The 13,354-nt window shown below is 46.5% G+C and carries 16 protein-coding genes; 8 read left to right on the plus strand and 8 right to left on the minus strand.

What is annotated here, in order from left to right; all coding sequences use genetic code 11:
- Positions 1-199 precede the first annotated feature (199 nt).
- Both hpf and ACHA8N_RS13660 read right to left on the minus strand, forming a co-directional pair.
- A complete protein-coding gene (gene hpf, locus ACHA8N_RS13655; RefSeq protein ID WP_012371293.1) occupies positions 200-763 on the minus strand; it encodes a ribosome hibernation-promoting factor, HPF/YfiA family in 564 nt (187 codons plus the stop codon).
- A 280-nt stretch (positions 764-1,043) separates the two neighbouring features.
- Positions 1,044-1,244: a cold-shock protein gene (locus tag ACHA8N_RS13660; protein WP_026832145.1), complete on the minus strand. Its 201-nt coding sequence runs from the start codon at positions 1,242-1,244 to the stop codon at positions 1,044-1,046.
- A 249-nt stretch (positions 1,245-1,493) separates the two neighbouring features.
- Between ACHA8N_RS13660 and ACHA8N_RS13665 the strand changes: the two genes are divergently transcribed.
- The 8 genes from ACHA8N_RS13665 (at position 1,494) to ACHA8N_RS13700 (ending at position 8,547) form a co-directional block, all read left to right on the plus strand.
- Complete coding sequence (locus ACHA8N_RS13665; RefSeq protein ID WP_147510464.1) at positions 1,494-2,000, plus strand: competence protein ComK; 507 nt, start codon at positions 1,494-1,496, stop codon at positions 1,998-2,000.
- Between the two features lie 93 nt (positions 2,001-2,093).
- Positions 2,094-3,968 carry a hypothetical protein gene (locus tag ACHA8N_RS13670; protein ID WP_393966021.1) on the plus strand — a complete coding sequence of 625 codons (1,875 nt, stop codon included), beginning with the start codon at positions 2,094-2,096 and terminating at the stop codon, positions 3,966-3,968.
- Between the two features lie 9 nt (positions 3,969-3,977).
- On the plus strand, positions 3,978-4,268 hold the full coding sequence (locus ACHA8N_RS13675; protein WP_147510462.1) for an EscU/YscU/HrcU family type III secretion system export apparatus switch protein: 291 nt from the start codon (positions 3,978-3,980) through the stop codon (positions 4,266-4,268).
- Positions 4,265-4,657, plus strand: coding sequence for a flagellar export chaperone FliS (locus ACHA8N_RS13680; RefSeq protein ID WP_393966022.1), 393 nt, complete (start codon positions 4,265-4,267; stop codon positions 4,655-4,657). Before ACHA8N_RS13675 ends, ACHA8N_RS13680 begins: the two co-directional genes overlap by 4 nt.
- The gene (locus ACHA8N_RS13685) at positions 4,657-5,550 is read left to right on the plus strand and encodes a flagellin N-terminal helical domain-containing protein (protein ID WP_393966023.1); all 894 of its coding nucleotides are present in this window, start codon (positions 4,657-4,659) and stop codon (positions 5,548-5,550) included. The genes ACHA8N_RS13680 and ACHA8N_RS13685 overlap by 1 nt, the downstream gene beginning before the upstream one ends.
- A gap of 18 nt (positions 5,551-5,568) precedes the next feature.
- Positions 5,569-6,009: a YaaR family protein gene (locus ACHA8N_RS13690; protein ID WP_014971201.1), complete on the plus strand. Its 441-nt coding sequence runs from the start codon at positions 5,569-5,571 to the stop codon at positions 6,007-6,009.
- A gap of 23 nt (positions 6,010-6,032) precedes the next feature.
- Positions 6,033-6,701, plus strand: coding sequence for a DUF2225 domain-containing protein (locus ACHA8N_RS13695; protein ID WP_393966024.1), 669 nt, complete (start codon positions 6,033-6,035; stop codon positions 6,699-6,701).
- Between the two features lie 91 nt (positions 6,702-6,792).
- A complete protein-coding gene (locus ACHA8N_RS13700) occupies positions 6,793-8,547 on the plus strand; it encodes a diguanylate cyclase domain-containing protein (protein WP_393966025.1) in 1,755 nt (584 codons plus the stop codon).
- A gap of 34 nt (positions 8,548-8,581) precedes the next feature.
- Here ACHA8N_RS13700 and ACHA8N_RS13705 read toward each other — a convergent pair whose 3' ends face one another.
- The 6 genes from ACHA8N_RS13705 to ACHA8N_RS13730 all read right to left on the minus strand — a co-directional run bounded on the left by ACHA8N_RS13705 (position 8,582) and on the right by ACHA8N_RS13730 (position 13,131).
- Positions 8,582-8,761 (minus strand): hypothetical protein, encoded by a 180-nt coding sequence (locus tag ACHA8N_RS13705; protein WP_393966026.1) that lies wholly within the window; start codon positions 8,759-8,761, stop codon positions 8,582-8,584.
- Positions 8,762-8,788: 27 nt separating this feature from the next.
- Entirely contained in the window at positions 8,789-9,142 is a 354-nt protein-coding gene (locus ACHA8N_RS13710) for a hypothetical protein (protein WP_393966027.1), read from the minus strand.
- Positions 9,139-9,507, minus strand: coding sequence for a flagellar export chaperone FliS (fliS, locus tag ACHA8N_RS13715; protein WP_393966028.1), 369 nt, complete (start codon positions 9,505-9,507; stop codon positions 9,139-9,141). The genes ACHA8N_RS13710 and fliS overlap by 4 nt, the downstream gene beginning before the upstream one ends.
- Before the next feature lie 12 nt (positions 9,508-9,519).
- Positions 9,520-11,100 (minus strand): flagellar filament capping protein FliD, encoded by a 1,581-nt coding sequence (gene fliD / locus ACHA8N_RS13720; protein ID WP_393966029.1) that lies wholly within the window; start codon positions 11,098-11,100, stop codon positions 9,520-9,522.
- A gap of 23 nt (positions 11,101-11,123) precedes the next feature.
- The gene (locus ACHA8N_RS13725) at positions 11,124-11,480 is read right to left on the minus strand and encodes a flagellar protein FlaG (protein ID WP_393966030.1); all 357 of its coding nucleotides are present in this window, start codon (positions 11,478-11,480) and stop codon (positions 11,124-11,126) included.
- A gap of 559 nt (positions 11,481-12,039) precedes the next feature.
- On the minus strand, positions 12,040-13,131 hold the full coding sequence (locus ACHA8N_RS13730; RefSeq protein ID WP_393966031.1) for a flagellin N-terminal helical domain-containing protein: 1,092 nt from the start codon (positions 13,129-13,131) through the stop codon (positions 12,040-12,042).
- Between the last annotated feature and the right edge of the window lie 223 nt (positions 13,132-13,354).

The raw sequence follows: 13,354 nt of genomic DNA on the forward strand, positions 1-13,354 counted from the left end.
TTCGAACGATTCTTAAAACGAACAGAATTCCGAGATTTTTCCTTTATTCAGTGTACCGAATACGACGTCAAATTTCAACAAGCGGACCGTTCACGTCATTTGAAATCCAACTTTAGTCTGAGACCATTTCTTATTATGAATAGTTTTTTGCTATACCAAAAGAGGACTTACTCCGAAGAGTAAGCCCTCTGTCAATTCATTATTCTGGTTCAATTAAGCCGTAACGGCCGTCTTTCCGACGGTAAACGACGTTCGTGTTACCCGTTTCTGCGTCTGAGAAGACGAAGAACGTGTGACCGAGCATATCCATTTGAAGAATCGCTTCTTCCGTATCCATCGGCTTGAGTGTGAAACGTTTTGTTCGAACGAGTTCGAGTTCCGCTTCATCCTCTTCGTAGACAGGTGCTTCTGCCTCCGGTCCTTCGAGCGTTTTGAAGTACTCCCCAATACCGCCATCTTTGGCACGGCCTCTCCGGTTGATCTTCGTTTTATGTTTCCGGATTTGGCGTTCAAGCTTATCGACGACGAGGTCGATGGCTGCATACATATCGCCATTGACATCCTCCGCCCGTAGCAAGAGGTTTGGCATTGGAATCGTCACTTCGACTTTTTGCTTCTCATTGTTGACTTTGAGATTGACATAAGCCGTTTGCGCTTCCGTAGGAGTTGTAAAATAACGAGTTAACTTTTCAAGCTTTTTCTCGACGTAATCCTTGAGAGCATCTGTGACGTCCAAGTTTTCACCGCGAATGTTGTAGATCATGTAAACTCCTCCTTAAGTAACCGGTTGAACCTATGAATTCGTCATCCCTTCAGTCGTTTCCTTCTGAAGATTCAAAATTCTTTGGTTCGTAATTATTATACCACGATAAGCCTTGTAAGGAAATGAAAACGATGACATTCTGTTGAACATTTCCTTTTTTTCTTAGCGTACTATAATAGTTGTTGCGTGTTGATATTAGCGTATATACCCTTAACAAATTGAGATGAAACAAAAAAACCGCTTTTAGGAGATTCCTAAAAACGGTGGTGGCTGCTACGGATTACAGTTTAGAGACGTTTGCTGCTTGCGGACCGCGATCGCCTTCGACGATTTCGAATTCTACTTCTTCACCTTCTTCAAGCGATTTGTAACCTTCTGCTTGAATCGCCGAGAAGTGGACAAAGACGTCTTTTGCATCAGATGTCTCGATGAAGCCGTAACCTTTTTCAGCATTAAACCATTTTACTTTACCTTGTTCCATTCGAATTCACATTCCCTTCGCAAACTATAGTGCGAGAGCAGGCTCTCTACGGAATATACTATCAAAAGAAGTAATTATTGACAATTAAAAATTCTGATTAATTTGAATTTACCGTCACATTCGTTGATGTTAAAGCATTCATTGCTCTATATTTCAAAAATGACATTGTCATTACATTTGTAATATTGTATTATATCGTTAGTAATTACCTGTTTTATCCATTGTCCTATTTAAGGAGGATGCAGTCGAATGCGACCATTCTATAATGACGAAAAGTATCGAATCACGAAACGGACCGTCGCGATTTTGCCCTGTTATGACATGATGAAACAATCCATCATCGTCCTAGAAGACGGGTCAACGATCATGACGCCGCTTCGTCCGTATCAACTTCTGCAGTTATCGTGCAGACAGTACAACAGCTCCATCGAAGAACGGATTGTCACGGCTAAACGTGTCGCTTCCGTGAAAGGAAAAGTTCCAGTTGTCATTGAACCGACACTCGGCCTCGTCTTTTTCCCTACCAAATCACCCAAACGTGATGATTGTGAATGGTATGCTTGGAGTCATATGACGGACGTCCTTGAAGAGGATGGACAAACCAAGTTGAAAACTCGCAATGGCATGATTCTTCCCGTAAACGCCTCTCCTTACATCGTCCGCAACCAAATGAAAGCAACTGGTGAGCTCATGGCTCGTTACCAACAATTGAACGCGATGACATTAGAGGACCGCTTTAATGCAATTAAATCTTAAAAAACTGGATTGGGCGATGATTTCGCTTAATCCTTTTTTGTTTGTGCCGATATATAATAAGATGAGGAAATTATCAAGAAAGGAGGTTCATCGATGAACATCCAGATGAATCCAACCAGTCCGACCCGGTCAACACCCCCGACTGCGCTGTCCGAGACAAAAACATACAGCGGAACTGTTCTTGAGAAAACAGGACCGAACACGGCAATGGTCCAAGTCGGTCGTGAAAAGATCGAAATGACGTTCACCGGCGAAGTTCCGGAAGGCACCTTTCAATTCAAGGTCAAAGGACAAACGACAGAAGGTTATCTGATCGAACAAATTACGGAGCCGGCAGATACGACTGCGACCGGACCGGCGAAATCCGATTCGTCTGGCGTCGATGCAACCTTACTCGACGAACTGCCGCCTGAACTCAAACAAGCGGTCGCCCGGCTACTTGCGACCGGTCAACTGCCGCAGACACCGGAGACGGTCGCCCGACTCGTCGCTGCCTTGCAAGGGACGTATAAGGACTTGGTACTCGATCTCGTCACGCGTCCATCCGACAGTGCGTTACCGGCCGACGCCGATGCTTTGATCACCCAATTGCTCGCAACGACGGATTCTTTGGTCGACGTCTTACCCGAACGCCAGGCGGTGATCGAAAAACCGACACTCAGTAACATCATCGCGCTTGACGTCGCCCGGGCTACCGTACCGACGCATGCTGACATTGACCACGCGACGACACCGGTCGCCTTAAAGCAAATCGTCACCCATTTACCGGCCGACGCGCAACCGGATATCCTGAACAAAATCGACCGTGGTGAATTGACGCAGGTCCAGGAACAACTCCGGCCCTACTTCCCGGCTGAACGACCGGCTCCCGCAGAACGTCCGCAGCCGAGTAAACTCGACCAACTGACTGCTGTCATCACGCAAGCGCAGCAGTCGACTGTTGAAAAAGCGGCACCGTCCCGTTCCAACTTAACGGTCATCGCTGAAGTGACCCCTCGTCTCGCTGAGGTGACGAATGACTTCCGGCGCGAGCAACGAACGATTGTTTCGCAACTCCGACAAATCGAGCCGCTCGTCGAGGAACGCCCGTTACAGATGGCACAAGTGATTGAAAGTACGGCAAATCGTCTGCGCCAGACGTTCCAGCAGACGGACGCGATGTTACATACGAGTATGCGCGACGAAAAACAACTGATTCAGCTGTTATCAAAACTCGAACGGGGAACGGAGCTGGCACTGCTCGGACGCGGTGTGGAAGCAAAAGCCGTCATCCAGGACGTCCGCTCGCTCCTCGAAGCATTCCGGTACGCTCCGACGAACGTCCGGACCGCTTATTTACCGGAACTGAATACGATGCCGCGGACCGCTGCTTCGAATACGGGACAGGCCCCAACACAGCGTCCGATTCCGTATGAAGCGGGACAAAACAGTCCGCGTGTCTTACAGGAGACGGTCCAAAAAACACTTCAGTTGCAGACGGCAGAGCTGAAACTGGCGACACCCGCCGCCAACCCGGAAGCCGCCAAACTGCAGACGTTTTTGACGACGCAACAACAAGTCAATAAACCGGATCAGAATCAGCAGCTGCAACAACTCTTGCTTGCCCTCCCCGTCCAAGTGGTCGAAGGGACAGCCGGACTGCACGTCCACTTACAAAATAAACGGCCGGACGAAGTCATCGACTGGGAAAACAATACGTTGTATGTCCAGCTCGAGACACCCCGTCTTGGCGAAATCGGTGTCCGCGTCGAAACAGTCAACCGGAAAATGCAGATCACGATTGAAAATGATTCACCGATTCTCGAACGTTTGGCCACCCCGTTTCTCGACCGGACGACGGAAGCCTTACAGGCAACCGGTTACCAGGACGTCAAGATTCGTTTTGATGCCTTTACGAAAGATCAACCCGCACCGGAAGCCGTCAAACCGGACGAGAAGACACCTGCCGGCTATGATTACCGGATTTAAGGAGGAGCCATGTATCAGAAAATTGATTTAAAACATCGCAAATCAGCGGCTGTCCTCCGGTACGATGAAGCGTCCGGCAACGCGCCGGTCGTCGTCGCCCGGGCCACCGGTGCTGCGGCAGACCGCATCTTGCAGGAAGCCCGTGCAAGCGGCGTCGCGATCGAACATGATACCTCACTGCTCGGTCATCTGCTTGATCTCGATCTTGGAACGGCGATTCCGCCGCAACTCTATGACGTGATGGCTGAACTGTTACTCTTGATTGAAGAACTGGATCATGCGAAAGGACGGGACACATGACAGAACAAGAACTGTATCAGATGACACCCCAACAACTGACGGAGACGATGTTAAAAGGGCTGGTTCTCCAGTATGAACAGACTGGATTCGCCCGCGAGGAACGCCGGTTTGATGACGCCAACATCCGTCTGCAAAAAGCCTACCAGCTCTTGATCAAATTACAGGACGGACTGAACGACGACGGCGGCATCATTACGGCACAACTCGACCAGCTTTATCAATACATGGCGGAGCAGACCTTACAGGTTTACACGCAGCCCCATGTGCTGCCTGAACTGTTACAATTAGCGGAAGAACTGTTAATCACCTGGCAAGCCGCCAGTTTGAATAAAGACCGTCCTCTCGTCCGGGCGGCACACCACGAACGTTACGAAGGGATGGACTATTAATGCGGATTTCAAACAATGTACAGGCTTTAAAAGCCTATCGAAACTTAAGTGCCAATCAACTGAACGTCAAGACGACGATGGATAAACTCTCAAGCGGTCAAAAAATCAACCGTGGCGCCGATGATGCCGCAGGTCTCGCGATTTCCGAAAAAATGCGGACTCGGTTGCAGTCTTTGGATAAAGCCGAACAAAACGTCCTCGACGGTATCTCGATGGTGCAAACACTCGAAGGCGGTATGAGTGAGACGCACAGCCTCCTGCAACGGATGCGTGAACTTGCCGTTCAAGCCGGCAGCGGCACCCTCGCACCGGAAGACCGGGATTCCATTCAGTCGGAAATCAATCAGTTGACGAGCGAAGTAACACGGATCGCTGAAACGACCCAGTTCAACGGAAAAAACATCCTGACCGGAGATTTTAACGAAACAACAACAGGACTGTTCATTCAAACGAATGCCGGTGCCAACGAAGGCATCACGATTTCAGTCGAAGACATGCGGGCCTTTGCGCTAAAAATCAGTACGACAACGCAACCGTCGGCTGACAGTAAACCTTTGACATCGCAAAGTGACGCCGCTGTTCCCGAATACGCCCTGAGTTTACTGACAAGCGAAGGCGCCAGTCAAGCCCTCAGTCTGTATACGCAGGCAATCGACAGTGTGTCGGCTCAACGCGCAAAACTCGGTGCGATCCAAAATCGGTTTGAAGCAACAAACAGTGTCTTAACGATCAGCCGGGAAAACTTGACCGCTTCCGAATCCCGGATTCGCGATACCGATATGGCACGTGAAATGATGGAATATGCCAAATACAACATTCTGAACCAATCCGGTATGGCGATGATTGCGCAAGCCAATGCCCTGCCGCAAGGCGTTCTGCAACTACTCAACTAATCAAAGGGGGAATCACCGATGGATATCCGGCGCATCCAAGAAACAAGCCGCCTGCAGACACCGAAGACCGGACCACGCGAAGTCGAGGCCTCGACGACGTTTTCCGCTCTGATGCAGGATAAACGGGAACATAAAGGCTACGAACGACTCCAACAGAAGCTGATGCTCGTCGAAGAGCACGGTCAGCTGCTCGCGGAAAGCCAAACGATCGAGCATCTCGAAGCATATAAAGAGAAGATTAAGGACTTCCTGAAAGACGCCCTCGATCAGTCGCAGCAACTGGAAGAAAAACGCGGATTCAACCGCCGCGGTCGTACGAAAATCTACAAGGTCGTGGAACAAGTCGATGCGAAACTGCTCCAACTGACCGACAATGTCATTTCCGGTGAATCCCGCCGCCTTGAGATTTTGGATCAAATCGGGGAGATCAAAGGAATGCTTGTCAACGTCTTCGTTTAAATTCATCTGGAGGAGTTTGTTTTATGCCTGACCTGTACGCCAAAAAATGCCGTTGTCCCTATTGTCTGAAAGATACCGAAACAAAACGTGTCTTAAGCCGTCACATCCGGACGGATCACACGGATCTTGACGGCTTGATCCATTATCAAGGACCAAATGTTTATTTTTACGAACCCGTCCAGTGCAGCCACTGCCGGTTCATCTTCCATGAATCGTTCGAAAAGTTACGCCCGGACGTCCGGACTGTCCTTGAAACGGATATTTTGCCTGTCCTTCCGGTCCTGCCGTTTTCGGAAACGGAACGAACGCTGAAACAGGCGCTTCATCTGTATAAATTTTGCCTTTACATCGCCCAAGTCACCTTCCAAAAAGACAGCATTCAGGCGATGCTCGGTGTCCGAATCTCATGGATGTACCGCCTGTTGCAAGATAATGCGCAGGAGATGACCTGGGCAAAACGGGCGGTTCAGAAATATGAAACACTGTACTTGGAGTATACGGATGCTGTCCGAACCGGTATTCCACATGACGTGTTGTTGTTACGGATCAGTGACTTGTACGCGACGCTAGGCGATACCGATAACGCCAAACAATGGTACAGCCTGATTTTCCAAAGTAAAACCGTCTCCGACCGGATCAAAAAAGACGCACGGGAACACTGGGAACGGTACCGGGAAACACATGCCATTTGAAACCACACCCTGTCCGTCTTTGTTTTTTTAGACGAAACAGGGTGTTTCTCTCGTTCGGACTTTTTACACACTCAAGAAAGGAGGCGAACACATGACGAAAATGTATCAAATAGGTGGTTCTTACCTGCTCGTTACTTATCTGCTGTTACTGCTAACGTTTGATCCAGTGCGGACACCGGTACTTGCAGCCTGTCTCACGATTACCGCGTTAAGTTATGTCGCTTGGACGGCATACATCCAGTTTTTAAAACCACCGGGTCATCCGTACCGTTTGATCGGCCATGCCGTTCTGCTGTTTTGGCTCGGTATCGTCCTAAATTTCGTATTAGCGCTTCTACCGAGCCGGTTTCATCCAGTCTGGTCGGATGCGTTAGCGAATGTCACTTTGACCCTGTTTCTGTTTTTGACCGCACGCACACTGACCCGTTTGATTGACTGGTCGTCGTTCCGGCAAAATCGGTTGTTGTATCTCGACGGATTTATCTTATTCGGCATGTCGTTCGTCTTCGGCTACGTCCTGATTTTACAGAAGCTGCCCGAATTTGCCCGCAGCCCACTCGAACTTGCGGCAATGACGCTGTATTCACTCTGTTTTCTAGCCGTACTGTTATCTTTTTTGATTCTCTATACGACGGGATTACGCGGATCGATGCGACACCGGCAACTGATTCAAGCGATGACACTGTTTTGTGTGACGAACTTTGGTTATTATACGTTTTTGGTCCGCGACCAACTGGAATGGATGGTATTATTTTTACCACTTTATCCGGTCAGCTTATCGTTACTTCTGATGTATTTTCAAGAAGTTCCGCAAACTGCGACTCATCCGCGTGTGTTACCACGACCGTATCTGCCTTATATCTGTTTAGCTTCTTTACTCGTCTGGATTTCATTTTTTGACGTACCCCAAGTTGTTTATATTTTGGCAATCACGATTCTGTTTTCGCTGTTCTTAGTCCGGCAGATCTTTTCGGAGCGTTTGAATCAAACCTTATTACACGAACATGTAGGGGTTCAGTTTGATCTCGCCCGACAGGTCAAAGAGCAAACGTCTTTACTCGAAATCCGGAAGGAAGAGTACCGGCGACTGTTTCTCGATCATCCGGAACCGATTGTCCAAGTCACGCGTACGGGGAATGTACAGACAATGAACCCAGCCGCCCAATCACGCTTTACTGGTCAATTACCGGACCGACTGATGCACCAACTGCGCCAAGAAGTCGTCCGTCTCGAGTCCAGCCGAAAACTGTTACTGCAGGATAAAACCCATACGTATCAGACGACACTGATTCCGGTTCCAGATCATGACTATGTGTACGTCCTGTTATCCGACATCACGGAAACACTCGAACAGGAACAATGGCTCGAAAATCTTGGTTATCATGACGTCTTGACCCGGCTGCCGAATCGTCGGTATTTCGAAGAACAGTTGGAACAACAACTGCCAAAACTTCATGTCGGTTCGCTGTTATTTATCGATCTGGACGGCTTTAAGCAGGTTAACGATCAATTCGGTCACGACGCCGGTGACTACGTCCTGCAAGAAACTGCGAACCGTCTGAAGTTGCACTTGCGGGACGACGAGGTCGCCGCGCGGCTTGGTGGCGACGAATTCATCGTCTTCTTACTCCGTGAGAAAACAGAAACAGTTCAGTACACAGAAACACTGATCCATCAATTGAATCAACCATTTGATTTTCAAGGATCTCGGATGTCGGTCACGCCGTCAATCGGCATCGCCCGGTATCCAGATGATGGAACGACGACGAGTCAGCTGTTGATTCGGGCGGATGAAGCGATGTACAGTGTCAAACAACATGAAAAAAATGCCTATCGGTTTAAATGAAAAGAGGACCTCCATAGTGGAAGGTCCTCTTTCGTTACAACGACTCGCGTCGATATTTTTCCTCTTCATAGGCATCCGGTAAATCGGAAATCGGACGTTCCGCTTCTTCCCAGGATTCCGATTCGATATCCGGTTCGATGAACTGATCGTACGAACCATCGGAACGATAAAATGGCTTAACGACTTTTTTCTTCTTGTCTTCACGTTTTGTCACGCGAGATCCCTCCCTACATCTAGAAAGTTACTGACGAGAATCAAAATACGGTGAAAAACTACCTTCCACTTCTTCATACGGATCAACATACGACTTTCGACTGGTTTTCGTCTGGCGCAATTGATTGATTTGTACCCCTAATTTAGCGGTTTCTGACGATAATTTCAAGTCGATTTTTTGACTGTCGGCGACAAGTTCTTGAATGACGGCCTGATTGGCACCGGCGAGTAAATTCGAGTGAGCAGCAATAAACGCTTCCCGTTCATTCAACAGGTTTTGAATCTTCAGCAACCACTCGTCGTAGACTTCTTCGTCCGGTGTCTGCTCAAGCAACTCCATCAGATGTTTTGTCTTCAGACGAAGGGGATCGAGCGGACTCATCGTTGACGCGCGAGTTTCATCGCTTCTTTCCACGTTTCACGAAATTCTTCCGCAAAACCAAGTACTTCGTCAATCGCTACGACATCATTTTGGACATTGGCATCAATGAGACGGCTTTGCATATAGTCGTAAAGACTATTTAAGTCTTTTGACAAAGCAATCGATTGATTTAGTGTCAATTGTAATTCCATAATGATCGCCTGCGCTTTTTGAATGTTCGTATTTTTTTCTTGGATTAAGCCATTTTCGATATCACGTTTCGCAAGCATCGTGAACTTGATTAATCCTTCATAGAGCATCAGTGTCAAATCCTGTGGTAGAGCGGTTGTGACCGAGTTCGTTTGATACGTAGCGTATGGATTCATAGCTGATCCTCCTTATCCTTGAGTAAGATAGTTCGAGAGCGTTGCCGATTGACTATTCGCCTGGCTCATGGCTTTTTCCATCGCTGCGAATCGGCGATAGTAACTGTCTTCTTTTGTTTTCAACTTATCTTCCCATGTCAACATGCTCTTATCGAGATCAGCAAGTGATTTCCCGAGACGATACGTCGTTGCGACGGCACCATCGAGTCCAGCGACTTTTGAAATTTTATCGCGCATCGTCGTCGCAAATCCTTGAATTTGACGAACAAAACCGTCAAGACCACCGGGATTTTTTGTAATCGTTCCGTCCGGATTTGTTACTGGTGGAGGAGCATCAACAGTAAATAGTTTATAGACACCTTCCGGCTGTTCTTCAAGCATCTTCTTCAGTTTCGTTTCATCGATTTTTAATTTCCCGCCGTCACGAAAATCACTGGTTGACGTGATTCCGATTTGGGACATGTATTTCAATTGACTCGTCTCTGTACCAGAAGTATAGGAGTAACCTGTGTCAATTTCTGACGAAAGAGCACTTCTAAATGATGCCATGCCATCTCGTAAATAACTATCATTTTTAAGAACACCACTAATGGCTTTCTCTTCCCACTTCTTGACTTCATCTTCACTCAAATCTTTTCGTTGCGCATCCGTCAAAGGTTGAAAATCACGATACTTTTCTTCCCGGACTTTTTTGTTCATTTTATCAATCATCTCGTTATACTTATCGACGAATTTTTTAATCGAATCAAAATTTGCCTGCGTATCAAGTTTCGTATTAAGCGTTACTGGTGTTGTCGACGTTCCTGCCAAAGTAATCGTCAGACCATTCTGTGTAAACGTGTTCGTCTTTTGCTCAAGCAGTGTTCCACCAATGCTGTAGACAGCGTTTTGACCTTCAACTGCTTTTTTAACTGGTTCGGTCGTACTATCAAATACACTTTGATTTTTATCCATCCAAATAATTTCGTTACTCGCTGCAAGCTTTCCGGTATTTTGGCGTGTCAAAACTAGTTTTCCTGTGATGTCATTAAAGACCGCACTCAAACCAAGTGATTTATCACTGTTGATTTTTGAAACTAAATCACCAATGGTTGACGTTCCGTCAAAGTTCATGATCACTGCTGTACCTAACGTTCCATCTGCTTGATAAGTATTTAATTCAAGCTCCATCTTTCCTAATCCATCTTTAGCAACAAGACCACTAACATTCAATTTTGTATCACTTGTTATGTTGTTTGTTATAGAAGCATTTCGAGAAAGGACAAGTGACGAAGATGATGCCAAATTAGTAATTTTATCAATCGTGACACTTCCAGTCGTTGATGTCGAACCTGCTGTTACAGTAACTTTAGAAGAGTCTGAACTTGCTGCTGTCTTCGCTGTATAGTTTTTCGATAGCAACATATCACTCGCAGCCGTTCGTAAATCAAGTAACCCCCGGTTCATTTCTCGATAAGCATCGCGTTGCCATGTCAAAGTCTGTTTCTTTTGAGATAAACGATCAACTGGAGCTCGTTCTGCTTGCATCAATTGTTTGATCATCGTTTCTGTATCAATTCCACTCGCTAAACCACTTAGACGTATTCCTGCCATCCAATCAGTCCCTTCCTTATAAATTAAATTCGTTTATCAATCAGTTGATTAAATTCCATAAAAGCCGCAAAAAAATCGAGTTCTTTTTTGCTCGGTATTTCTTGCACAACATTATCGTTCGTATCGACGACTTGAATATAATATTCATTTAATTTTTCATGTTTGACGAATTTTAAACCCGTTCGTTGTGTTTCAAGCTGGACATTCGCTTTTTCGATTGCTGTTTCAAGCTTCGTAATATGTTGGGGTGTTGGCAAGATGACAATCCCGTCTTGCGCTAACTCTTCCTGATTGGCCTCGACAAAGACATTTTGTGTCGCCTCATAAGGCAAGACATTTTGAGGCAGGTGAAGCCGGATTTCCGTATGAATGGAATTCATGGACAAACACTCCTTTTTCTTCTCTATGTAGTATATCGGTTTAATCACTCAATTCTTTATATGATTTGATTTATAAAACCTTTCACTTCGTATTATTTGATTTACAAACACTCTAAGTAAATAAAAAGATCAAAAAAAGCCATGGAACGAGTCCATGACCTTTAAGTAAGCTATACGACCAATTACGATTAACGGAGTAATTGGAGAACGCCTTGCGGCTGTTGGTTCGCTTGCTACGCGCATTAACTTTCGCTAATGATAAGACTATATCTTCATCCTAGTCATCACTAGGAGCTGGGCGCTTCCCCCGCCGTTTACGGAGTACGGATTTCATAACCATCGGAAGTCTCCATTAGGTCGTCTATCCTAGTCGTTGAACCTTCACCAAGGTTTCCCTACAGGTGCTTGGCTGCTGATTGTCCAATCCTTGACGTTTTTCAGAACGGTCACGCTCGCCGTTTCCAGCCACGTTGTCGTACATCAAGGCTCTTAGGAGTTCCAGCAATTCACCCAGTCATGCTCTGATCAGTTACCCGATCAGACGCCCTGTGGAATCAAATTACCGAAGGAGTTGAAGAACGCCCTGGGGTGTTTGATTCGATTGAGCCAACATTGCTTGTGCAGCTTGTGCAAGAATTGAGTTCTTTGTTTGGTTCATCATTTCTTTTGCCATGTCAACGTCACGAACACGTGATTCAGCCGCTGTTAGGTTTTCAGAAGAAGTTTTAAGGTTGTTGATTGTGTGATCGAGACGGTTTTGGTAAGCACCGAGTTTCGAACGTTCTTTAGATACTTCAGTGATAGCACCTTCGATGTTTGTTACTGAAGCTTTAGCTGTTGCGTGAGTCGAAACATCTACACGTCCTGCAGTTGCGAGGTTTAATACGCCGTCTGTTTTCATGTTACGGATGTTCAAGCTCAAGTTTTGGTCTTCGTTAGCACCGATTTGGAATGTAACTGCTCCAGGATCTACAACAACGTTACCAATTGCGGCATCTGCAGTGTAACCAGCATTTGTTTTGATCGAGATACCGAACTCTGAGAAGTTCAAGTCTTGAGCGCCAGCAGCGTTGCTGATTGTTTGCGTTTTAGATCCGAATGTCATTGTCAATTCGCCAGCAGCAGCAGTAATCGCATATGTTCCAGCAACGGCACCATTAGTAGAAGCACCTGCTACACCTGTAACAGCAAGAACTGTAGTCGTCCCAGAATTTTGAGCAACAGATCCACCAAGTCCACCATTTAAAAGTGTCTGTTTGTTGAATTCTGTTGTTTCACCGATACGGTCGATTTCACTCTTTAATGCTGTTAATTCTTCTTGAATAGCGTCACGGTCTTGAGCAACGTTCGTATCGTTGGCTCCTTGAACTGCGAGTTCACGCATACGTTGAAGAATATCATGTGTTTCGTTAAGCGCACCCTCAGCTGTTTGAATCATAGAGATACCATCCTGTGCGTTACGTGAAGCTTGGTCAAGTCCACGCACCTGTGCGCGCATTTTTTCAGAAATCGCAAGACCCGCAGCATCGTCGCCTGCACGGTTGATGCGGAGACCTGAAGCGAGTTTCTCCATTGATTTACTTTGTGCACCAGATGCTGCAGAAAGTTTGTTGTGTGTGTTAAGAGCTGTAATGTTGTGATTGATAATCATTTTAAGTTTCCCTCCATAGGAATAATTTTTTTGTCTCTTTGAAGATCCGTCTTCGCCGAGATGCGCCCCCTGGCCGGCCCAAGAGTAGCGCGGTGGTTGTAGTCGATGACTGCTTCCACTCTATATATCGACGTCGGATCAAAATGTTTAACAGTTTCTCTCAAAAAAATTAAAAATTCTTGAAAAGAAAACTCGCAGACGGAATTTTCGTCTGCGAGTTTTC

Origin of the sequence: Exiguobacterium sp. S22-S28 (genome assembly GCF_043359615.1) — a bacterium.
Lineage (GTDB): Bacteria > Bacillota > Bacilli > Exiguobacteriales > Exiguobacteriaceae > Exiguobacterium_A.

Excerpts from the sequence above, each read along its gene's own strand:
- hpf (WP_012371293.1), bottom strand. The coding sequence starts at position 763 with ATGATCTACAACATTCGCGGTGAAAACTTGGACGTCACAGATGCTCTC.
- ACHA8N_RS13660 (WP_026832145.1), bottom strand. The coding sequence starts at position 1,244 with ATGGAACAAGGTAAAGTAAAATGGTTTAATGCTGAAAAAGGTTACGGC.
- ACHA8N_RS13665 (WP_147510464.1), top strand. The coding sequence starts at position 1,494 with ATGCGACCATTCTATAATGACGAAAAGTATCGAATCACGAAACGGACC.
- ACHA8N_RS13670 (WP_393966021.1), top strand. The coding sequence starts at position 2,094 with ATGAACATCCAGATGAATCCAACCAGTCCGACCCGGTCAACACCCCCG.
- ACHA8N_RS13675 (WP_147510462.1), top strand. The coding sequence starts at position 3,978 with ATGTATCAGAAAATTGATTTAAAACATCGCAAATCAGCGGCTGTCCTC.
- ACHA8N_RS13680 (WP_393966022.1), top strand. The coding sequence starts at position 4,265 with ATGACAGAACAAGAACTGTATCAGATGACACCCCAACAACTGACGGAG.
- ACHA8N_RS13685 (WP_393966023.1), top strand. The coding sequence starts at position 4,657 with ATGCGGATTTCAAACAATGTACAGGCTTTAAAAGCCTATCGAAACTTA.
- ACHA8N_RS13690 (WP_014971201.1), top strand. The coding sequence starts at position 5,569 with ATGGATATCCGGCGCATCCAAGAAACAAGCCGCCTGCAGACACCGAAG.
- ACHA8N_RS13695 (WP_393966024.1), top strand. The coding sequence starts at position 6,033 with ATGCCTGACCTGTACGCCAAAAAATGCCGTTGTCCCTATTGTCTGAAA.
- ACHA8N_RS13700 (WP_393966025.1), top strand. The coding sequence starts at position 6,793 with ATGACGAAAATGTATCAAATAGGTGGTTCTTACCTGCTCGTTACTTAT.
- ACHA8N_RS13710 (WP_393966027.1), bottom strand. The coding sequence starts at position 9,142 with ATGAGTCCGCTCGATCCCCTTCGTCTGAAGACAAAACATCTGATGGAG.
- fliS (WP_393966028.1), bottom strand. The coding sequence starts at position 9,507 with ATGAATCCATACGCTACGTATCAAACGAACTCGGTCACAACCGCTCTA.
- fliD (WP_393966029.1), bottom strand. The coding sequence starts at position 11,100 with ATGGCAGGAATACGTCTAAGTGGTTTAGCGAGTGGAATTGATACAGAA.
- ACHA8N_RS13725 (WP_393966030.1), bottom strand. The coding sequence starts at position 11,480 with ATGAATTCCATTCATACGGAAATCCGGCTTCACCTGCCTCAAAATGTC.
- ACHA8N_RS13730 (WP_393966031.1), bottom strand. The coding sequence starts at position 13,131 with ATGATTATCAATCACAACATTACAGCTCTTAACACACACAACAAACTT.